Genomic DNA, 21,343 nt, shown 5'->3' with positions numbered 1-21,343 from the left:
AGGCGCGATCCGAAGTTTCACGCAGGGGAGCTCGGTCTGGGTCTCCCCCGCCGGTCGAATGAACGCGGCAAAATAGCGATTTCGCGTGATTGCGCAAGTCCGAACTTGCCGGGGGCGAAAAAATCCCCGCCGAGCCCGCGCGCCGGCTCCCTAGCGCCCCAGCTTGACGTGAACTTCCTCGATATCGACGGCCGATTTTGGGAACTTGTTGTCGGGATCGTCGAAGTCATATTTGAACAGCTGGAAATCCTTCTTGTAGATCTCCCAGACCAGATGGCGCGACAGATCGTCGAAATAGTCGCTGACCTTGTGCTTGCGCTTCGGGCCGTGACCTTCCGATTCGTTGAACTTGGGGACGTCGGCCAGGTTCAGCTTGTGGGTGACCGGTGCCGCGTCCAGCACCTTCTGCATCCCCTCGTCGAATTTCTCGGTGAAGAAAATCTGGTCATAGCGCCCTCCATTCACGATGAAGGTGGCGATATGGCCGGACATGGCCGACCAGTGGATGTCGGGCTCCATCGGGCGACGCCAGCGGATGGTGTCGCGGGCAAAGAGCAAAAAGCGCCTGAAACTGGCGATCTGGTCGAAATCGAAATCATTCTCGGGGCTGCCGACATCAATGCCATAACGCTGGATCAGCTGCGGCACGAGATTGCCGCGATAGCGCTTGCCGTTGCGCTGGATGCCCGCGATCTTGTCAAAGAACGACGACAGGATGCGCGAATAGGGGTTGCGCACGCAGGTAAAGGTCAATGCGCCGTGGTTTTTGACCTTCTCCTCGATCACGCGCTGGCTGGCATCCTGATTCCACTTGTGCAGCCCGCTGGTCGAATCATGGATGTCGCCGTCGAAATAACGCCCATGATCGGAATAAAACATGATCTGGCCGATTGTTGAGCAGGCGCATTTCGGGACGACGCGATAGACCATGCTTTCGCTTTCCGTCATCCAGGTTCCGGGAAATCCCATTGCCACATTTCCTTGTTCGAGGCGCGGCCGGGTTGCCGACCTTGCCAAAATCGTTAGACACAGAATGCAAATCGTTTCGAGACTTTCAACCGCGTGCAGGTTTCGCCAAGGGCGATGGATGGATTGAACACATAAATGGCGCGAATTGCCTTTATTCTGCTCTGCCACAAGGATCCTCAGGGAATTATCGCCCAGGCCCGCCGCCTGGCAGCTTCGGGGGATTACGTATCGATCCATTTCGATGCGCGGGCGAGTCAGCGCGATTACGACGTGATCCGTACCGAACTCGGCGACAATCCGGCCGTGGTCTTTGCCGCGCGCCGCTGGAAATGCGGCTGGGGCGAATGGACGCTTGTCGCGGCGACCCTCGAGGCGGTCCGGGCGGCGGTGGCGGCCTTTCCTGCGGCCAGCCATTTCTACATGCTTTCAGGCGATTGCATGCCGATCAAATCGGCCGAATATGCCCATGCCTTTCTGGATGCCGAGGATTGTGACTACATCGAATCATTCGATTTCTTCAAATCCGACTGGATCAAGACGGGGATGCGCGAAGAGCGGCTGATCTACCGCCACTGGTTCAACGAGCGGACCCAGCCCAAGCGATTCTATGCCAGCTATGCGTTGCAAAGGCGCTTCCGTCTGACCCGCAGGATTCCTGCGGATATTCAGGTGATGATTGGCTCGCAATGGTGGTGCCTGCGCCGCCAGACCATCGAGCGGGTGCTGGAATTCTGCGATTCGCGCCCGGATGTGATGCGGTTTTTCGCGACGACCTGGATCCCGGATGAAACCTTTTTCCAGACCGTTGTGCGCCATGTCGTGCCGCGCAAGCAATTGCGCACCCGCACTCTGACCTATCTGGTCTTTACCGATTACGGCATGCCGCTGACCTTCTATAACGATCATTACGATCTGCTGATGGGCCAGAACTATCTCTTTGCCCGCAAGATCAGCCCCGAGGCGCTGCGCCTGCGCGAGCGCCTCGGCGCGCTTTGGGCCGCGACCGGGGTGCATTTCCCGATCTCGAACGAGGGCACCGGGCTATTCAAGTTCCTGACCGCGCGCGGACGCGTCGGCCGCCGATTCGCGCCACGCTTCTGGCTGACCGAGGGAAGCCTGGGTCGTGAGAATTCGCTGCGCGTGGTCGTGGCCAAGAAATGGCATGTCGCCAAGCGCCTGACCGAGGCGATTCGCAAGAATACCGACATCCCGGCCGTCGATTACCTGTTCAACGAGCGTGAGGCGGGGCTTCCCGATCTCGGCGGGGTCGAGACCACGGTCGCCAAGCGCGAGCGCCACCGACGCGCCCTGCTGCGCCTGCTTTTCGAGCAGTTCGAATCGAACCGGCTGGTGATCTGCCTTGATCCCTCGGCCCTGGACCTGATCCAGGACCTGCTGGGCGACAAGGCGGACACCCGGATCCTGCTGATCGACGCGCAATTCGACGATGAGTATGTACGCGGGCATATCGGCCGCGTCGGCCTGGCCGGGCCGCAAACTCCGCCCGAGGTCATCGACCGGCTGATCTCGACCGTCCGGGCCGATCTCGAGCACGAGGCCGAGCGCCTGCGCGATCTCGAGCTTGCGCATTTCCATTCGATCGCGCCCTGGCGCAGCGTCGAGGACAATGCCGTGCAGATCGCCGGATTCCTCGACATCATGCCGCAGCAGGCCAAGCGGCTCGCGGCGATCGAACATCTCTTCAGCGACTAGACGACAGGAGGGGCTGATGCCGGCCTATGACGACACGAATATCTTTGCGCGGATCCTGCGGGGCGAGATTCCGAATCGCACGGTTCTGGAAACCGAGCACACATTGGCTTTTCACGACATCATGCCGAAAGCGCCGGTTCATGTGCTGCTGATCCCCAAGGGCGCCTATGTCAGCTATGACGATTTCGCGGCCAATGCCTCGGATGCCGAGATCCTCGACTTCACCCGTGCAGTGGCCCGGCTGACCCGCGAACTGGGCGTCGATCTGGACAAGGGGCAGGGCTACCGCGCGATCACCAATGCCGGGGAACATGGTGTGCAGGAAGTGCCGCATTTCCACCTGCACATTCTGGGTGGCCGCAATATCGGCCGCATGGTCGAGCCGGCCTAAGCCCTAGCGGGGGGCGGGGCGCGAGGTCAGCTGGACAAAGACGTCCTCCAGATCCGGCGCTTCGACCGCCACATCGCGGATCGCCAGCCCCTCGGCCCGGATGGCGTCGATCAGGGCGTCGGTCGGCACGCGTGACGGAGGGTAGCTCATCGCCAGACGTCCGTCGGCGCGCCGCTGGGCCTGGACGCCCTGGGGCAGGGCCGGGATGGCGCGGGCAGGGCCGGTATCCACCACCAAGGTCTTGGAATCCGCCCGACACAGCAGCGCGGCGGTATCTTCGCAAAGCAGCAGTTCGCCCCGGTCGATGATCGCGATCCGGTCGCACATCTGCTCGGCTTCCTCCAGATAATGCGTGGTCAGGATGATCGTCATGCCCTGCTCGTTCAGCCGTCGCACATTGCGCCACAGCATCTCGCGCAGCTGGATGTCCACGCCCGCCGTCGGTTCGTCGAGGACAAGGATCTGCGGGCGGTGGACCAGCGCCTTGGCCAGCAACAACCGCCGCTTCATGCCGCCCGAAAGGTGGCGGGCATAGCTTTCGGCCTGATCGGTCAGGCCGACCAGTTCCAGAAGCTCGTCGGTCCAGCGCTCGCGGCGGGGGACGCCGTAAAGCCCGGCCTGCACCTCGAGGCTGGCGCGCGGCGACAGGAAGGGGTCGATGTTCAGTTCCTGCGGCATCACCCCGATCGCGGCGCGGGACTGGCGCGGATTGACGTCCTGGTCGAAGCCCCAGATCGTGACCTTGCCCGCACTCTTGCGCACCAGCCCGGCCAGAATATTGATCGTCGTCGATTTGCCCGCGCCATTCGGCCCCAGCAGGCCAAAGACCGAGCCGGCGGGAATCGCCAGATCCAGCCCCTTGAGGGCCTGTTTCGGCGCGGCCTGACCAGAGGCGGCATAGGTCTTGGTCAGTCCGCTGATCTCGATTGCGTTTCCGGCGCCGTTCGGCTCTTGGGGGGCTGGCATCGCCTTGCTCCAGACATTATGATCCGTACCGCTTTAAACCCTACCGTCGTCAAAGCTCAAGGAAACGCCATGACACTTCCGGCCCCCGAGACCCAGATCGTCACCTCCTGGAAGGTCGCCTGCGAAGGGGATGAATCGCTGGGCCTTGGCCATCCCCGCGTCTGGCTGGCGATCCCGCATGACAGCGGCGAGGTCGAATGCGGCTATTGTGACAAGCGCTTCGTGATCGACCGCGACCACGCCCACGACGACCACTGACGCGCGGTCCCGGCCGCAGTTAGTTCCCCGCCCGGTCTTGGCCCCCGGCTGCCTTCGTGGCAGAAGGGAGGCCAGAATTTGCGCGAGACGGGGGCATATATGACTGAGGCATTCGGCAAGGGCCACCATCTGCATCTGATCGATGGGTCCGCCTTCATCTTCCGGGCCTATCACGCGCTGCCGCCGCTGACGCGCAAATCCGACGGTCTGCCGATCGGCGCGGTGGCGGGCTTTTGCAACATGCTGTGGAAATACATCCAGGGCGGCAAACCCTCGGACCAGCCGACCCATGTCGCGGTGATCTTTGACCATTCGTCCAAGACCTTCCGCAATGACATCTACCCGCTCTACAAGGCGAACCGCCCACCGCCGCCCGAGGATCTGCGCCCGCAATTCCCGCTGACCCGCGAGGCGACGCGGGCCTATAACATCGCCTGCATCGAGACCGAGGGTTTCGAGGCCGATGACATCATCGCCGCGCTGTCCTGCAAGGCAAGGGACGCGGGCGGCCGTGTCACCATCATCAGTTCCGACAAGGATCTGATGCAGCTTGTCGGCAATGGCGTCGAGATGATGGACCCGATCAAGGGCAAGCAAATTGGCCCCGATGAGGTTTTCGAGAAATTCGGCGTCGGTCCCGACCGCGTGGTGGACGTGCAGGCTCTGGCCGGGGATTCGGTCGACAACGTGCCCGGCGCACCTGGAATCGGCATCAAGACCGCCGCGCAACTCATTCAGGAATATGGCGATCTTGAAGCGCTTCTGGAACGCGCCGCCGAGATCAAGCAGCCCAAGCGCCGCCAGACCCTGATCGATTTCGCCGAGCAGATCCGCATCTCGAAACGGCTGGTCGAACTGGATTGCGACACGCCGATCGATTTCGGGCTGGAAACGCTGGAGGTGCGTGCACCCGATTCCGACGCGCTGCTCGAGTTTCTGACCCGGATGGAGTTCCGCACCCTGACGCAGCGCGTCGCCGAGCGTTTCGGCACCGAAGCGCCGGTGATCGCCGAGGCGGCCTCGGTCGCGCCAGCCGCGCTTGCCGGACGCGCTCTGGTCGAACTGCCGCCGATCGACCGCAGTTCCTATGTCATCATTCGCGACGAGGCCACGCTGGCCGAATGGCTGGCCGAAATCTCGGAAAAGGGGGTCGTCGCCTTTGACACCGAGACGACCGGCCTTGACGATATGCGGGCGGAACTGGTCGGCATCTCGCTCTGCACCGGCCCGGGTCGCGCGGCCTATCTGCCGCTTGCCCATGTCGGCGAGGGGGCGGCGGGAGACCTTTTTGGCGGGCCGGTTTTGGCCGCAGGTCAGATGCCCTTGGGCCGCGCGCTCGATCTGCTCAAGCCCATGCTCGAGGATGACGCCGTTCTGAAGATCGGCCAGAACGTCAAATATGATTGCAAGATCATGGCGCGACTGGGCATTCGCGTGGCTCCGGTCGATGACACGATGCTGATGTCCTATGCCCTGAACGCGGGCGCGCATAATCACGGCATGGATGAGCTTGCCGAAACCTATCTGGGCCATAAATGCGTGCCGATCAAGGATCTGATTGGCTCGGGCAAGACTCAGATTGGCTTCGCCCAGGTGCCGGTCGAGAAGGCGGCGGAATATGCCGCCGAGGATGCCGAGGTGACCTGGCGGCTCTGGCATCATTTCCGCCCACTTCTGGGCCGCGAGCATGTCGCGACGGCCTATGAACTGCTGGAGCGCCCGATGGTCCCGGTTCTGGCTGGGATGGAGATGGCGGGCATCCGCATCGACGCCGACCACCTGCGCCGCATGTCGAGCGCCTTTGCCCAGAAGATGGCCGCGCTGGAAGAGGAAATCCACGGCCTTGCCGGCGGTCCCTTCAATGTCGGCAGCCCCAAGCAGCTTGGCGAGATCCTGTTCGAGCGGATGGGCCTCTCGGGCGGCAAGCAGGGCAAGACCGGGGCCTTCTCGACCAATGCCGAGGTGCTCGAAGACCTCGCCGCCGAAGGCCATGACCTGCCCGCGCGGGTGCTGGACTGGCGCGGCATCTCGAAGCTGAAATCGACCTATACCGATGCGCTGCCGACCCATGTGAATGCCGAGACGGGCCGCGTCCATACCTGCTATTCCATCGCGGGCGCGCAGACCGGGCGTCTGGCCTCGACCGAGCCTAACCTGCAGAACATTCCCGTCCGCACCGATGAGGGCCGCCGCATCCGCGAGGCGTTCGTCGCGGGGCCGGGGATGCGGATCGTCAGCCTCGATTACAGCCAGATCGAGCTGCGCATCTTGGCCCATGTCGCCGCGATCCCGGCGCTGAAACAGGCCTTCCGCGACGGCATCGACATTCACGCCATGACCGCAAGCCAGATGTTCGGCGTCCCGGTCGAAGGCATGGACCCGATGATCCGCCGCCGCGCCAAGGCGATCAATTTCGGCGTGATCTATGGCATTTCGGGCTTCGGCCTTGCGCGCAACCTGCGCATCCCGCGCGCCGAGGCCCAGGCCTTCATCGACACCTATTTCGAGCGTTTTCCCGAGATTCGCGCCTATATGGACCGCACCGTCGCAGAGGCGAAGCAGGACGGTTTCGTGCGCACGCTCTTCGGTCGGCGCATCAAGACGCCGGGGATCAATCAAAGCGGTCCCGCTGCAGGGGGCGCGCGCCGCGCGGCGATCAATGCCCCGATCCAAGGGGCAGCCGCCGACATTATCCGCCGCGCCATGATCCGGATGCCCGAAGCGATCCGCGACCTGCCTGCCAAGATGCTCTTGCAGGTGCATGACGAACTGGTCTTCGAGGTCGAGGAAAGCGCGGTGGAGGATCTGATCCGCAGCGCCCGTCAAGTGATGGAGAATGCGGCCGAACCCGCGATCAGGCTGGACGTGCCGCTGATCGTCGACGCGGGCGTGGGTGCGAACTGGGCCGAGGCGCACTGAGCCTTTCCTTGCCGCGGGTTTCGTGAAACGAAGAAGCGGGCAGGTTTCTGCCCGCTTCTTCCGTATCAGGCAGGGGGTCACATGGCGCATCATCACCACGATCACGGCGGGCATGGTCACAGCCATCTGCCCGCAGGGGCGGGGGATGGCACGATCATCGCGGCGGTGGCAATCAATTTCGCCCTGACTGTCGCGCAGGTCGCAGGGGGCTATCTGGCCGATTCGACGGCGCTCATCGCGGATGGGGTGCATAACCTGTCGGATGCGCTCGCGCTGGTCCTGGCCTTTGGGGCGCGCAGGCTTGCGCGGCGACCGCCCAGCCCCGAGATGAGCTTCGGTTGGAGTCGGGCCGAGATCGTCGCGGCCTTCGTCAATTACATCGCCCTGATCGCGGTTTCGGTCTGGCTGGCGATCGAAGCCCTGGGCCGTCTTGTCGAGCCGCCGCAGGTGCAGGCGGGGCTGGTCATGGCCCTGGCGGCGCTGGCCCTTGTGATCGACCTCGCGACGGCGGCGCTGGTCTGGCGCGCGGCGCGCAACAGCGTGAATATCCGTGCGGCCTTTTTGCACAATCTCGCCGATGCAGGCGTCTCGGTCGCGGTCATCCTGGGCGGTCTGATGATCTGGGCCTTTGGCTGGAACATCGCGGACCCGATCCTGACGCTGCTCATATCGGGGGTGATCCTGTGGCATGTCGTGCGCGAGATCAGCCCGATCATGCGGATGCTGATGCTGGGCGCTCCGCCGGGCACGGATCACGGCGCGGTCGAGGCAGCCCTGCGCGGCGTCTCGGGCGTCGAGGATGTCCATCACATCCATCTGTGGCAGATCGACGAGCATCGCATCGCGCTTTCCGCGCATCTGGTCATGCGTCCCCAGTCAGACGCATCCGCCGCCATTCGCGGGGCCAAGGCGATGTTGCGGCGCGAATTTTCGGTGGATCACGTCACGATCGAAAGCGAATGGCTGGGCGAGCCCTGCGGCGATCTATGCCATGAGCACGGCCATTAAACCTTAGATCGCCGAGGAATGGCCCGATGCCGCCATTTCATAGGCATCGAATCTTTGCGCCACCATCCGGGTCAGCGCCCGGCAATGCGGCGGGATGCGCAGCCCCTGCGCATCATGTTCGACCATATCTCCGAATTCGCGGGCGACAGGGGCCAGCAACGCCGCGAGCCCGGACGGCGTGAACCCATGTTCTTCGATGAATTCCTTGGCCCGGATCTCGAAATCGCACATCAGCGCCTCGATCATGCGGGCGCGCCAATGATCCTCGGGCGAGAAGGCATGACCGCGCATGGTCGAGAAGCGCCCGTCGCGGATCGCCGCGACATGGGCCCCGGTCGCGGGCGTGTTCTGCGCATAGCCCTGCGGGAAACGCGAGATCGACGAGGCGCCCAGCCCGATCAAGACGCCCGCCTGATCGTCGGTATAGCCTTGGAAATTGCGCCTCAGGCGCCCCTCGGACTGGGCGCGGGCGAGCCCGTCGCAGGGACGGGCGAAATGATCTATCCCGATCTCGGCATAGCCTTCGGCGGTGAACATGTCGCGCGCGACCTCGAACAGCCTCAGCCGTTCCTGCGGGCCGGGCAGCTTTTCCTCGGGGATCATGACCTGACGCTTGGCCATCCAGGGCACATGCGCATAGCCGTAAAGCGCGACGCGGTCGGGATCGAGTGTGATCAACTGCCCGACGGTGCGGGCGATTCGGTCCGGATCCTGATCGGGCAGGCCATAAAGGATATCGGCATTGAGGCTGGCAATGCCGCGATCTCGGATCATGTCCACGGCGCGGCGGGTAAGCTCATAGCTCTGCTCGCGGCCGATCACGCGCTGAATATCGGGATCGAAATCCTGTACCCCGATTGAGGCGCGGTTCAGCCCTGCCTCGGCCAGAGCATCCATGCGCGGCACGTCGATTTCATTGGGGTCGATCTCGACCGAGAATTCGCCGCCCTCGGCCAGGGGAAAGGCCGAGAACACCGCTTCCGCAACCCTGCGGATCGTCTCGGCGGGCATCAAGGTCGGGGTGCCTCCGCCCCAATGCAGGCGCGACAGCCGCACGCCCGGCGCGATGGCGGTTTTCAGCAAGGCGATCTCATCCAGGATCGTCTGCGCATAAGCCCGGACCGGATCTTCAGACTGCGTGCCCTGGGTGCGGCAGGCGCAGAACCAGCACAGCCTGCGACAGAATGGCACATGGATGTAAAGCGAGATCGCGTCCCCCGCGGGGATCGCGGAAATCCAGTCGCGGAAATGCGAAGGCCCGATATTCCTGGTGAATTGCGGTGCCGTCGGGTAGCTGGTGTATCGGGGCACACGGGCGTCGAACAATCCGAGCCGCCGAAGTTGCGATTGCTGTTCCATGTGATTATTCTTAACGGCACCCCTCGTTTCCTACCTTGATGCAGATCAACACATGCCGCACGAAATGGCTCACCTGTCGTCGCAGCAGGCCTGCGATGTTTGCCCGATCCGCACGCGGGCGGTTTGCGCGCATTGCGAAACCGACGAGCTGGCCGAGCTTGAGGGCATCAAATATTACCGCAGCTTCGAGGCAGGGCAGGTGATCGTCTGGGCTGGCGATCAGATGGATTTCGTGGGCTCGGTCGTCTCGGGCATGGCCGGGCTGACGCAGCAGCTCGAGGACGGGCGCACACAGATGGTGGGCCTGCTCTTGCCAAGCGATTTTCTGGGCCGTCCGGGACGTCGCGTCGCAGCCTATACCGTCACCGCCACCAGCGAGATCGTGCTGTGCTGCTTTCGGCGCAAGCCGTTCGAGGCCTTGCTGGCGCAATCGCCGCATCTGTCGGGGCGCTTGCTGGAAATGACGCTGGACGAGCTTGATGCCGCGCGGGACTGGCTGCTTTTGCTGGGCCGCAAATCCGCCCGCGAAAAGATCGCGTCGCTCCTGGTGATTCTGGCGCGCCGCGAGGCGGCCCTGTCCCGACAGCGCCCCAAGGGACGTTTTGCGATTGCCCTGCCGCTCACGCGCGAGGCCATGGCCGATTACCTTGGTCTGACGCTGGAAACGGTGAGCCGACAGATCAACGCGCTCAATCGCGAAGGGGTAATCACGCTGGAAGGCAAACGCCGGGTCATCATCCCCGATTTCGAGGCGCTGGTCCTTGAAAGCGGCGATGACAGCGACGGTGGCTTGCCCGCCTGACTCCGCGACGTGCTCTAGCGCGCCATAAAGATTGGCATCGATGCCTTTTCCAGCATGTTCCGCGTGGCCCCGCCCAGAATCGCCTGGCGGAAGCGGGAATGCCCATAGGCCCCCATCACGATCATATCCGCGCCGATCTCGGTCGCGCGGCGGTTGATGATATCGCTGATCTGGGGAAGGGTGCGGGCCAGGACGGCGATCTCGGCCCTGACGCCCTGACGCGTCAGCATCTGGCACAGCGCGCCGCCGGGATCCGAGCGTTCGGGACCGTTCGGGGAGGGATCGACCACGGTGATCTCGACCTGATCGGCGGCTTGCAGCAAGGGCATCGCACGGCGGACGGCGACCATCGCCTCGCTGGACTGGTTCCATGCGATCAGGATCTTGCGACCAAAGGGTTCATGCAGTGTTCCCGGCACGATCAGCAAGGGGGCAGAGCCCTCGAACAGCGCGGCCTCGGTGATCGCTTCGGCATCGGGCGGCGCACCCTTGCCATAGGGCTGGCCCATGACCACGAGGTCCGAATAACGCGCCCGCATCCCGACCAATGTCGAGAGCCCGCCCATCTGGGCCACCGCCGAATCGACGCCCCAGCGGATATCCTCGGCATGAAGCCGGTCGCGGATGCTGTTTTCCAGATCGGCCGCCGCGGCCATCGCCTGGTCGATCGATTCCTGGAACACATAGGCCGAAGCCCCGGCGTAATAATATCCGCTTTGGGTATGGTCGATGCCAAGGCAGAACACATCAAGATGCCCTTCCTCGCGGCGTGTCATGGCGATGGCGGATTCCAGTTGCTCGTGCTGGCTGTCGCTGGTGATGACGGTCAAGATGGATTTATACGGCATGGTCGCTCTTTACCTCCGCGGATGACGTTGCGTTCGGTCGGGCCGGGCCGGTGTTCCCTTCCGGAAATCCTGTCCGGCATTTCTCCAAGTTTACACGGCTTTGTCCGGAGCAAGGTTGACGCAGATCAAAGAGCCGTGAGAGCCTTTGCAGGTAGCCTTATTCCGTCAGGCCCGTCGGAAGAACGCAAGAGCGCGTGCAATGGACGCCCCTGACCAAGCAGGAAGGGACACGATTCGCATGTTGGACTCCATCAAGCTTATAATGTTGGGAGTGATTGCGGTACTGGCCGCCATCGCCGCCAACTGGGCGCGCCCGGATGATCCGGCCTATACGGTCAATGCCGTGATCATCATGCTGGTTGCAGGGTTCATGTTCATCCGCGTGCTGCGGCAGATGGGCAATGAACAGCCCGCGCTGGAGCCCCATCCCGAGACGGAATATTTCGACGGCGTGGTTCGGGCCGGGGTGATCGCCACGGCCTTCTGGGGGGTCGTCGGTTTTCTGGTCGGCGTGGTCATTGCCTTTCAGCTGGCATTCCCGGCGCTGAACCTGAGCGAAGTGACGCAGGGCTACACGAACTTCGGCAAGCTGCGCCCGCTTCATACCTCGGCCGTCATCTTCGCCTTCGGCGGCAACGCCCTGATCGCCACCTCGTTCTATGTCGTGCAGCGCACCTCGGCGGCGCGGCTCTGGGGCGGCAATCTGGGTTGGTTCGTGTTCTGGGGTTACCAGCTTTTCATCGTGCTGGCGGCGACAGGTTATATTCTGGGCGCGACGCAATCCAAGGAGTATGCCGAGCCGGAATGGTATGTGGACTGGTGGCTGACGCTGGTCTGGGTCGCCTATCTGGCCGTGTTCCTGGGCACGATCCTGAAACGGAAAGAGCCCCATATCTATGTCGCGAACTGGTTCTACCTTTCGTTCATCGTGACGATCGCCATGCTGCATATCGTCAACAACCTGTCGGTTCCGGTCAGTTTCCTCGGTTCGAAATCGGTGCAGCTTTTTTCGGGCGTGCAGGATGCGATGACGCAATGGTGGTATGGGCATAATGCGGTCGGTTTCTTCCTGACCGCCGGGTTCCTTGGGATGATGTATTACTTCATCCCGAAACAGGCCGAGCGCCCGGTCTATAGCTACAAGCTGTCGATCATCCATTTCTGGGCGCTGATCTTCCTGTATATCTGGGCGGGTCCGCACCATCTGCATTATACGGCGCTGCCCGACTGGGCATCGACGCTGGGTATGGTGTTTTCGATCATGCTGTGGATGCCCTCATGGGGCGGCATGATCAACGGGCTCATGACGCTCTCGGGGGCATGGGACAAGCTGCGCACGGACCCGGTGCTGCGCATGATGGTCGTGGCCGTGGGCTTCTATGGCATGGCGACCTTCGAGGGGCCGATGATGTCGATCAAGGCCGTCAACTCGCTGTCGCATTACACCGACTGGACCATCGGCCATGTGCATTCCGGCGCGCTGGGCTGGAACGGCATGATCACCTTTGGCGCGCTTTACTACCTGACGCCACGACTTTGGGGTCGTGACCGGCTTTATTCGAACGCGCTGGTGAGCTGGCATTTCTGGCTCGCGACCATTGGCCTGGTTCTCTACGCCGCCTCGATGTGGGTGTCGGGGATCATGGAGGGGCTGATGTGGCGCGAGGTCGATGCCCAGGGCTTCCTGGTCAACGCCTTCGCCGACACCGTCGCGGCGAAATTCCCGATGAACGTGGTGCGCGCACTGGGAGGTGTCCTCTACCTGACCGGCGGGGTGATCATGTGCTACAACCTTTGGGCCACGGTCAACCGTCAGCCCAAGACGCAGGCGACGACCATCGCCGTCCCCGCCGAGTGAGGAGCGATCATGGCAATCCTTGAGAAACACAAGATCCTTGAGAAAAACGCCACGCTTCTGCTGGTCTTTTCCTTCGTCGTGGTCACGATCGGCGGCATCGTCGAGATCGCGCCGCTGTTCTACCTTCAGAATACGATCGAAAAGGTCGAGGGCGTGCGCCCCTACACCCCCTTGGAACTGAAAGGCCGCGACATCTATGTCCGCGAGGGCTGCTATGTCTGCCACAGCCAGATGATCCGCCCGATGCGCGACGAGGTCGAGCGCTACGGCCATTACAGCCTTGCCGCCGAGTCGATGTATGACCATCCGTTCCAATGGGGGTCGAAACGCACCGGGCCGGATCTGGCGCGGGTCGGCGGTCGCTATTCCGACGAATGGCATATCGACCACCTGACCAATCCGCAGGCCGTCGTCCCGGAATCGATCATGCCGGCCTATGGCTTCCTGCATGACCGTCGGATCGATCCGTCGAACATGAGCGACCGACTTGCGACGGATGCGATCGTCGGCGTGCCCTATTCCGAAGAAATGGTCGAGGCCGCGATCACCGATTTCCGTGCCCAGGCGGATCCCGATGCCGATGCCACGGGGCTGGAAGAACGCTATCCCGGCGCGCAGCAGCGCAATTTCGACCGCCGACCCGGCGTGTCCGAGATGGACGCCCTGATCGCCTATCTTCAGGTTCTGGGCACGATGGTCGATTTCTCGACCTTCGAGCCGGATGCAAAGCGGTAGGGCGGCGCAATGGACCGCTATTCATTCCTTCGGGAACTCGCGGACAGCTGGGTCCTGCTGACGCTGGTGCTGTTCTTTGTGGGCACCATCATCTTTGCCTGGCGTCCGGGATCGCGTCCGCTGCATCGCGACGCCGCCGAAAGCATCTTCCGAAACGAGAAACGCCCGGCAACCCAGGGTGAAGAGGAGGTCGAGTGATGGCCGACGAGAAAGACGAGCACACGAGCCCCCAGAACCCCGACAACAGGATCGAGTTGGAACGCATGGCCGCGGATGAGGAAAACAAGGCCCAGATCCTTGCCCACCCCCCCGAAGGCCCCGATGGCGAGCCGCTGCACAAGCCGGGCAGCACCCGTGTGGTGCGCGACCGCAAGGGGCTGCGGCATGTGGTCGAGGTGCCCTCGACCGGGCATAGCTGGGACGGGATCGAGGAATATGATAATCCGCTGCCGCGCTGGTGGCTCTGGACCTTCTACGCTACCGTCATCTGGGCGGTTGGCTATGTCATCGCCTATCCCGCCATTCCCCTGATCGGACAGGCGACCCAGGGGCTGCTGGGCACGAATTACCGCTCCGAGGTCGCGCAAGAGATCCGCAGCTTTGCCGAGGCCAATGCGCCTATCCAGGCAAAGCTTGTGGAAACCCCGTTGGACCAGATCGCCGCGGATCCGGAACTCGCCAACTACACCGCCAATGCCGGGGGCGCGATCTTTCGGACATGGTGCGCGCAATGCCACGGATCGGGGGCGGGCGGGGCCGTCGGTTATCCCTCGCTTCTGGACAATGACTGGCTCTGGGGCGGTTCACTGGACGAGATCCACACCACCGTTCAACACGGCATCCGCGACCCCAAGGACAGCGAGACCCGCTATTCCGAGATGCCGCGCTTCGGCACGGACGAGCTGCTCGACAATGGCCAGATCCGGCAGATCGTGAACCACGTTCTCGCGCTGCGCGACAAGCCGCATGACCCGGCGCTGGCCTCGGAAGGCGCGACATTATTTGCCGACAATTGCTCTTCCTGCCATGCCGAGGACGGCACGGGCGACCGCGCGCAGGGCGCACCGGACCTGACCGACGCGGTCTGGCTCTACGGCTCGGACGCCGCGACAATTACCCGCATTGTCCATGACGGCCCGTATGGCGTCATGCCGGCATGGGCCGACCGTCTGTCAGAAGCCGATATCCGCGCCGTGGCCGCCTATGTCCACGCCTTGGGCGGCGGCGAGTGAACACCGACCCCCGCCTCCTTGGCGGGGAGACACCGGCCCCGGCATCACGCGCTTCATCCCGGGGTCGGTGTCGAAACCGAAACTGCTGCGCCCGGCCGGGCGCGGATCACGGCGAGCCAAGCGGGGCAGGTCCCGAACGGCCCGCCACAGGAGCCAGACATGTCGCAATCCGACATTGACCCGCCACGCCTCTATGCCGCCCGCGAACCGATCTTTCCCCGGCGCGTCCAAGGCTGGTTCCGCAATCTGAAATGGATCATCATGGCGGTGACGCTGGGGATCTATTACGTCACGCCCTGGATCAGATGGGATCGCGGCCCCAGCCTGCCGGATCAGGCGGTTCTGGTGGATCTGGCGAACCGCCGCTTTTTCTTTTTCTGGATCGAGATCTGGCCGCATGAATTCTATTTCGTGGCCGGCCTTCTCGTCATGGCGGGGCTTGGTCTTTTCCTCTTCACATCCGCATTCGGCCGGGTCTGGTGCGGCTATACCTGTCCGCAGACTGTCTGGACCGATCTTTTCATCCTGACCGAACGCTGGGTGGACGGCGACCGCAATGCCCGCATCCGCCTGTGGAACGCGCCCTGGGACGCGCGCAAGCTGCGCCTGAGGCTGACCAAATGGACAGTCTGGCTGCTGATCGCGGTGATGACCGGGGGCGCGTGGATATTCTACTTCACCGATGCGCCGACGCTGCTGCGCAACCTCTTCACGGGTCAGGCCCATCCCGTCGCCTATATCACCATGGCGGTGATGACGGCGACGACCTTCATCTTTGGCGGCTTCGCCCGCGAGCAGATCTGCATCTATGCCTGCCCCTGGCCGCGCATCCAGGCCGCGATGATGGACGAGGACACGCTGACCGTCGCCTATCGCGACTGGCGCGGCGAACCGCGCGGCAAGATCCGCAAGGATGAGCCGACACGCTCGGATGGCGGGGAAAAGGGCGATTGCATCGACTGCCTCGCCTGCGTGAATGTCTGTCCGATGGGCATCGACATCCGCGAGGGCCAGCAGATGGAATGCATCACCTGCGCGCTTTGCATTGATGCCTGCGACGATGTCATGGCCAAGATCGGCAAGCCCCGCGGCCTGATCGACTATATGGCGCTGAAGGACGAGACGGCCGAACGCGCGGGCGAAAAGCCGAAACCGGTCATCCGTCACATGCTGCGGCCCAGGACCTTGCTTTACTTCACGCTCTGGGCCGGGATCGGCATCGCAATGATTTTTGCGCTGTTCATGCGCTCGCCCTTTGATCTGAACGTGACGCCGGTCCGCAACCCGCTTTTCGTGACCATGTCGGATGGGGCAATCCGCAATACCTATGAATTGCGGCTGCGCAACAAGCAGGGGGATCGACACGAGTTCCGCCTCCGGGTCACCGATTCCACGGGCGCAGTCCTTCCCGGCACGGAATTGCAACTCGAAGGGGTGGCGACGACCACGATCCCGGTGGCGGCCGATGCGACCCACGGCCAGAGGCTTTACGTGACGGCCGCCCCGGATTCCGTCCTGGCGCAGGGCGGGCAGGCGGAACTGATCCTCTGGGTCGAGGATCTCGGGGATGGCGTGACCGCGCAGATTGAAACCGTTTTCCACGGAAGGGGCGAGTGATGCGCGGACAACTCAGAGGCAGGCATGTGCTGGCGATCACGCTGACCGCCTTTGGAACGATCATCGCCGTCAACCTCTTCATGGCGATCAAGGCTGTGGGCACCTTTCCCGGCCTCGAAACGGCCAACAGCTATGTCGCCTCGCAGCGTTTCGACCGCGACAGACAGTCCCAGCAGGCGCTCGGCTGGCGGGTCGATGCAAGCTATGACGGTGCCGAAATGACCCTTGCGATTCGCGATGCACAGGGCTTTCCCGTCCGGGTCAGGTCGCTTGACGTGACCGTGGGACGGCCGACTTATGTCCGCGACGATCTGCATCCCGAATTCGTCGCTCGCGGCGGGCTGTTCGTCACAGCCCTTGATCTCGCGCCCGGGGTCTGGAACATCCATCTGCGCGCGACGGCGCTGGACGGGACCGAGTTCCGGCAGCGCATAGATCATTATCACGGCAGCCGGGTGAAATGAGATGAGCGACGCGAGCCTGCATGATGCCCGCCTCTCGGCTTGCCCGGCCTGTGACGCGGCCCCTCTGGCGCAAAGGATCGCCGAAAAGACGGGACCAGCGGATCTGATCCTGTCCTTGCCGACGATCCATTGCGCGACCTGCATCTCGGATGTCGAGCGCGCGCTGACGGCCCATCCGGGGGTGCGCCATGCCCGGGTGAACCTGACGCTGCGCCGCGCCCTGATTGACGCGCCCGGACTCGCGGCCCAGGACCTGATCCCGGTGGTCGAGGCGGTAGGCTACGAGGCGCATGAGCTCGACCCGGCAGCGTTGGCCGCCTCGACCAGCGACCGGCAGGGCCGCGATATCCTGATGCGGATCGGCGTGTCGGGCTTTGCCATGATGAATATCATGATCCTCTCGGTCGCCGTGTGGTCCGGGGCCGAGCATGCCACGCGCGACCTTTTTCACCTCATTTCCGGCGCGATCGCCCTGCCCACCGTCGCTTTCGCGGGCCAGCCCTTTTTCGCCAGCGCATGGCGGGCACTGCGGGCGGGACGGTTGGGCATGGATGTCCCGATCTCGCTGGCTTTGCTGCTGGCGAGTGCGATCTCGGTTTATGAGACGCTGCATTCCGGGCAGCATGCCTATTTCGATGCGGCGGTCATGTTGTGCTTCTTTCTGCTGGTCGGCCGCTATCTGGACTATCGGACCCGCGCCGTGGCGCGCTCTGCCGCCGAAGAACTGACCGCGCTGGAGGTGCCACGGGCTTTTCGCCTGACGCAAGGCGCGGATGAGGTCGTGCCGGTCGCAGAGCTTCTCCCCGGCGATCTGATCCGGATCCGGCCCGGCGCGCGCGTTCCCGCCGATGGCGAGATCGCCGTGGGCGAAAGCGAGATCGACCGCGGCCTTCTGACCGGGGAAAGCCTGCCGGTCGCGGTCCGGCCCGGCATTGCGCTTTCGACCGGAGAGGTGAACCTGACCGGACCGCTGGTGCTGCGGGTGACTGCTGCGGGTCGGGACAGCTCCCTCGCGCGGCTCGCCGCGCTGGTGGCCGCGGCGGAATCGGCACGGGGGCGATATACTTCCTTGGCCGAAAGGGCGTCGCGGCTTTACTCGCCCGCGGTCCATCTGCTGGCACTCTCCAGCTTTCTGGGATGGTTCTGGGCCAGCGGCGACCTGCGCCATGCGGTGAATATCGCGGCGGCGGTTCTGATCATCACCTGCCCCTGCGCCCTGGGTCTGGCGGTTCCGGCCGTCATTACCGCAGCCTCGGGACGGCTGTTTCGCCGGGGCATGTTGATCAAGGACGGCACGGCACTCGAGCGGCTGGCAGAGGTCGATACGGTCGTTTTCGACAAGACCGGCACGCTGACGCAGGGACTTCCGCAACTGGTGTCGCTGGACCCTCTGCCCGAGGCATGGCGTCCCATGGCGCTGGGGCTGGCGCAGGCATCGTCCCATCCGCTCGCCCAGGCCCTGGCGCGCGCGCTTGGTGATGCCGGGGTCCTGCCGGCGGCGGTTGCCGAGATCGCGGAACGTCCGGGGCTGGGCATCGAGGGCAGATTCGCGCATCGCCGGCTTCGTCTGGGGCGAGCCGAATGGAGCGGCGGCGAGGATGGCGCGACCGCGCGCTCGGCGAGCTGGTTCCGGCTGGGTGCCGGCGCGCCGGTCCGGCTGGAATTCACCGACCGGTTGCGGCCCGGCGCAGAGGAATGCGTCGCCGCGATCCGCGAGTCCGGACGCCGCGTCCTGCTGCTTTCCGGCGACCGCGCGTCCGTCGTGGCCGATATCGCCGCAAGACTGGGCATCGAGGAATGGCAGGCTGGGATGCGGCCCGAGGACAAGGCCGCGCGGGTGGAGGATTTGTCGCAAGGCGTCTCGCGGGTGCTGATGGTCGGAGATGGCCTCAATGACACCGCGGCGCTCAGCATGGCGCATGTCTCGATCTCGCCTGCCTCGGCTCTGGATGCGGCCCGTGTCGCATCGGATATCGTGATGCTCGGCAGCGGCCTTGGTCCGGTTAGCGAGGCGCTGGAGCTGTCCCGCAAGGCGCGCCGCCGGATCAAGGAGAATTTCGCCATCTCGATTGTTTACAATATCGTCGCGGTGCCCTTTGCGATCGCGGGCTTTGCGACACCGCTGATGGCGGCGCTGGCCATGTCGCTGAGTTCAGTCAGCGTCACGCTGAACGCGCTGCGCCTGCGATAGGAGGAGATGATGGAGATACTCGCGATCCTCATTCCTGTTTCGCTGGGCCTGGGGGCTCTTGGGCTGGGGGCGTTTCTATGGGCCTTGCGCGGGCGGCAGTTCGAGGATCCCAAGGGTGATGCGGAACGCATCCTCAGCAAGGATTGGGATGACCGACCCCGGCCCTGAAAGCGCATGGCTTGGCCTAACGGCCGGGATAGCCCTGCGGCTTGTGCTGAATCTCCGCGGAAATCAGGGCGTATCGACCGTGCAGCTCAGATGACGCGCGGCGAGCCGGTCACAGGCGATCCGCGCCATTTCCGGCGAAAGCCCGGCGAAACGCGCCTCATATCCCTGGCGCGTCTCGTCGATATGGCTGGCCGCGTGACCCAGAGAGGCGCTTTCCTGCAGACCCGCGCGCAGCAGCACCTGCTCGGCCTCCGTGCGCGAGGCAAAGCGACCGAGAGAAATCGCGTGATCGGCCCCGCCGGTTGCATCCCGGCGAATGACGCGCATCGCCTCGGGCGTGGCCGGATCATCGGCATCCGCAGTGGTCAGGATAATGCCGTTTTCACTGGCGGGCGGCGCCGCGCTCAAAAGAAAGAGCGATGCGGTCGCGGGCCTGGCCAGGCTGGCCGACTGATCGCGACGGGGCGCCGGCACCGGCCGGGAGACCGATCCGGTATCGCTTGCCGCGTCCCCCTCGGGGCGGGTCGCGGGGCGGGTGCTCGGGCTTCCCAGATCGTCGCTGCCCTTGGTCGAGGCCGTGGTCAGCGGCACGCCGGGTTTGCGGATCGGGCGCGCGCCCGTGTCGCTACCGGACTGGCGGGCGGTGGCCTGCGCCTTGGTGACCGCGGCGGCAATCGCTGCAGGCGTGACCAGAACCGTCGCGCTGGAGGCGCGGCTGACCGGCCGGGCCGAGGTCGAAAGCTGCGCCGCCGAAGCGGCGGCGGGCACAACCTTTTCGCTTCGCGCCACCTGGACGCGGCGGGCCACCTGACGATCGACCATCAGCAGATCCGGCGTCGCAGGTCTGACCTCGCGGACATTCTTGGGCGCGCTGCCGAAGCCGGCATCGAGAAGCTGCGCCATCACGCTATTGCGATGCGCGGTCGAAGTCCCGCCAAGGACAGTCGCGATGATGCGTTTCGAACCGCGTTTCGCCGAGGCCGTCAGGTTGAAGCCTGCCGCGCGGGTATAACCGGTCTTGATCCCGTCCGCGCCCTCATAGGCGTCGAGAAAGCGCTTGTTCGTGCTGGAGACCGTTGCAATCCCGGCATCGGCCGAGCGGCGGGAAAAGATCGAGTAATATTGCGGGAAATCATAGAACAGCCTGCGGCCCAGCAGGCTCATGTCGCGGGCGCTGGAATAATGCCCCTCGGCGGTCAGGCCATTGGCATTGCGGAAATTCGTGTTGCGCATCCCCAATGCGCGGGCCATCGCGGTCATCTGCGCCGCGAATTTGGGCTCTGAGCCGGCAAGCCCCTCACCGATGGCGGTAGCGGCGTCATTGGCGGATTTCACGGCTGCAGCGCGGATCAGGTAGCGCAGTTCGATCCTCTGACCCGGCTTCAGCCCCAGTTTAGAGGGCGGCTGGCCCGCGGCATGATTGGTGACGGTGAATTTGGAATCGAGCCGCACCTGGCCCCGCTCGATCGCGGTGAAGGCCATATAGAGCGTCATCATCTTGGTCAGCGAGGCAGGATGCAGGCGCGTATCCGCGTTCTGCGCATAGATTTCCTTACCGCTGCGCGCGTCCATTACGAAAGCGGCAAAGGGGGCCGCAGCAACCGACATGGGAAGCGCCCATGCCAATAGCACGATCAGTCCGAGTCGGACTCGATTTGTGATTCTGCTCACTGTCCCGGTCTCTTCTGCCTGTAACGGTCGGTTCAGCTTGCCGACCTTTGATTAACAACCGGACAATATCACGCCTGTCACAGTGAGAAAACCTTAACTTTAGGGCGATTCCGGCGACTGCCTGCACGCTGGGCAGGTTTCGCATTGCGAACTGGGGCTTACATCGGCCAGGAA

19 protein-coding genes are annotated in these 21,343 nt (G+C 63.8%); 14 read left to right on the top strand and 5 right to left on the bottom strand.

Annotated elements, in window-relative coordinates; all coding sequences use genetic code 11:
- Positions 1-150: 150 nt before the first annotated feature.
- The gene (locus tag ESZ60_RS11520) at positions 151-969 is read right to left on the bottom strand and encodes a sulfotransferase family protein (protein WP_134680733.1); all 819 of its coding nucleotides are present in this window, start codon (positions 967-969) and stop codon (positions 151-153) included.
- A 135-nt stretch (positions 970-1,104) separates the two neighbouring features.
- On the opposite strand from ESZ60_RS11520, the gene ESZ60_RS11515 reads away from it, so the two are divergent.
- Together ESZ60_RS11515 and ESZ60_RS11510 are read left to right on the top strand one after the other, a co-directional pair.
- The gene (locus ESZ60_RS11515) at positions 1,105-2,682 is read left to right on the top strand and encodes a DUF5928 domain-containing protein (RefSeq protein WP_134680732.1); all 1,578 of its coding nucleotides are present in this window, start codon (positions 1,105-1,107) and stop codon (positions 2,680-2,682) included.
- Between the two features lie 16 nt (positions 2,683-2,698).
- Positions 2,699-3,073 carry a histidine triad nucleotide-binding protein gene (locus ESZ60_RS11510; RefSeq protein WP_134680731.1) on the top strand — a complete coding sequence of 125 codons (375 nt, stop codon included), beginning with the start codon at positions 2,699-2,701 and terminating at the stop codon, positions 3,071-3,073.
- Between the two features lie 3 nt (positions 3,074-3,076).
- Here ESZ60_RS11510 and ESZ60_RS11505 read toward each other — a convergent pair whose 3' ends face one another.
- Complete coding sequence (locus ESZ60_RS11505; protein ID WP_134680730.1) at positions 3,077-4,039, bottom strand: ABC transporter ATP-binding protein; 963 nt, start codon at positions 4,037-4,039, stop codon at positions 3,077-3,079.
- Positions 4,040-4,108: 69 nt separating this feature from the next.
- On the opposite strand from ESZ60_RS11505, the gene ESZ60_RS11500 reads away from it, so the two are divergent.
- The 3 genes from ESZ60_RS11500 to ESZ60_RS11490 all read left to right on the top strand — a co-directional run bounded on the left by ESZ60_RS11500 (position 4,109) and on the right by ESZ60_RS11490 (position 8,224).
- Positions 4,109-4,297 (top strand): zinc-finger domain-containing protein, encoded by a 189-nt coding sequence (locus ESZ60_RS11500; RefSeq protein WP_134680729.1) that lies wholly within the window; start codon positions 4,109-4,111, stop codon positions 4,295-4,297.
- A gap of 99 nt (positions 4,298-4,396) precedes the next feature.
- On the top strand, positions 4,397-7,216 hold the full coding sequence (gene polA / locus ESZ60_RS11495) for a DNA polymerase I (protein ID WP_134680728.1): 2,820 nt from the start codon (positions 4,397-4,399) through the stop codon (positions 7,214-7,216).
- A gap of 81 nt (positions 7,217-7,297) precedes the next feature.
- Positions 7,298-8,224, top strand: a complete 927-nt coding sequence (locus ESZ60_RS11490; RefSeq protein ID WP_134680727.1) for a cation diffusion facilitator family transporter — start codon at positions 7,298-7,300, stop codon at positions 8,222-8,224.
- Positions 8,225-8,227: 3 nt separating this feature from the next.
- On the opposite strand, the gene hemN is transcribed toward ESZ60_RS11490, so the two are convergent.
- Positions 8,228-9,583, bottom strand: a complete 1,356-nt coding sequence (hemN, locus tag ESZ60_RS11485; RefSeq protein WP_134680726.1) for an oxygen-independent coproporphyrinogen III oxidase — start codon at positions 9,581-9,583, stop codon at positions 8,228-8,230.
- A 52-nt stretch (positions 9,584-9,635) separates the two neighbouring features.
- Between hemN and fnrL the strand changes: the two genes are divergently transcribed.
- Positions 9,636-10,385 (top strand): transcriptional regulator FnrL, encoded by a 750-nt coding sequence (gene fnrL, locus ESZ60_RS11480; protein ID WP_134680725.1) that lies wholly within the window; start codon positions 9,636-9,638, stop codon positions 10,383-10,385.
- Positions 10,386-10,399: 14 nt separating this feature from the next.
- Here fnrL and ESZ60_RS11475 read toward each other — a convergent pair whose 3' ends face one another.
- Positions 10,400-11,233 carry a universal stress protein gene (locus ESZ60_RS11475; RefSeq protein WP_134680724.1) on the bottom strand — a complete coding sequence of 278 codons (834 nt, stop codon included), beginning with the start codon at positions 11,231-11,233 and terminating at the stop codon, positions 10,400-10,402.
- 238 nt (positions 11,234-11,471) lie between these two features.
- Here ESZ60_RS11475 and ccoN point away from each other — a divergent pair, with 238 nt between their 5' ends.
- The 8 genes from ccoN (at position 11,472) to ccoS (ending at position 19,498) form a co-directional block, all read left to right on the top strand.
- Positions 11,472-13,091 (top strand): cytochrome-c oxidase, cbb3-type subunit I, encoded by a 1,620-nt coding sequence (gene ccoN / locus ESZ60_RS11470; RefSeq protein WP_134680723.1) that lies wholly within the window; start codon positions 11,472-11,474, stop codon positions 13,089-13,091.
- 9 nt (positions 13,092-13,100) lie between these two features.
- Entirely contained in the window at positions 13,101-13,826 is a 726-nt protein-coding gene (ccoO, locus tag ESZ60_RS11465; RefSeq protein ID WP_134680722.1) for a cytochrome-c oxidase, cbb3-type subunit II, read from the top strand.
- Between the two features lie 9 nt (positions 13,827-13,835).
- The gene (locus tag ESZ60_RS11460) at positions 13,836-14,024 is read left to right on the top strand and encodes a cbb3-type cytochrome c oxidase subunit 3 (protein ID WP_134680721.1); all 189 of its coding nucleotides are present in this window, start codon (positions 13,836-13,838) and stop codon (positions 14,022-14,024) included.
- Entirely contained in the window at positions 14,024-15,058 is a 1,035-nt protein-coding gene (gene ccoP, locus ESZ60_RS11455) for a cytochrome-c oxidase, cbb3-type subunit III (protein WP_209021290.1), read from the top strand. Before ESZ60_RS11460 ends, ccoP begins: the two co-directional genes overlap by 1 nt.
- A gap of 159 nt (positions 15,059-15,217) precedes the next feature.
- On the top strand, positions 15,218-16,675 hold the full coding sequence (ccoG, locus tag ESZ60_RS11450; protein ID WP_134680720.1) for a cytochrome c oxidase accessory protein CcoG: 1,458 nt from the start codon (positions 15,218-15,220) through the stop codon (positions 16,673-16,675).
- Positions 16,675-17,139 (top strand): FixH family protein, encoded by a 465-nt coding sequence (locus ESZ60_RS11445; RefSeq protein ID WP_134680719.1) that lies wholly within the window; start codon positions 16,675-16,677, stop codon positions 17,137-17,139. Before ccoG ends, ESZ60_RS11445 begins: the two co-directional genes overlap by 1 nt.
- Before the next feature lies 1 nt (position 17,140).
- On the top strand, positions 17,141-19,330 hold the full coding sequence (locus ESZ60_RS11440) for a heavy metal translocating P-type ATPase (protein ID WP_134680718.1): 2,190 nt from the start codon (positions 17,141-17,143) through the stop codon (positions 19,328-19,330).
- A 9-nt stretch (positions 19,331-19,339) separates the two neighbouring features.
- Complete coding sequence (gene ccoS, locus ESZ60_RS11435) at positions 19,340-19,498, top strand: cbb3-type cytochrome oxidase assembly protein CcoS (protein WP_134680778.1); 159 nt, start codon at positions 19,340-19,342, stop codon at positions 19,496-19,498.
- 63 nt (positions 19,499-19,561) lie between these two features.
- Here the strand turns inward: ccoS and ESZ60_RS11430 are convergent, their stop codons facing one another.
- Positions 19,562-21,106, bottom strand: a complete 1,545-nt coding sequence (locus ESZ60_RS11430; RefSeq protein WP_134680717.1) for a D-alanyl-D-alanine carboxypeptidase family protein — start codon at positions 21,104-21,106, stop codon at positions 19,562-19,564.
- Positions 21,107-21,343 lie beyond the last annotated feature (237 nt).

Origin of the sequence: Paracoccus ravus (assembly GCF_004522175.1) — a bacterium.
In the GTDB taxonomy this organism is placed as follows: domain Bacteria; phylum Pseudomonadota; class Alphaproteobacteria; order Rhodobacterales; family Rhodobacteraceae; genus Paracoccus; species Paracoccus ravus.
The sequence above is the reverse complement of the archived record's forward strand: the minus strand, read 5'-3'. Positions and strand labels throughout refer to the sequence as shown.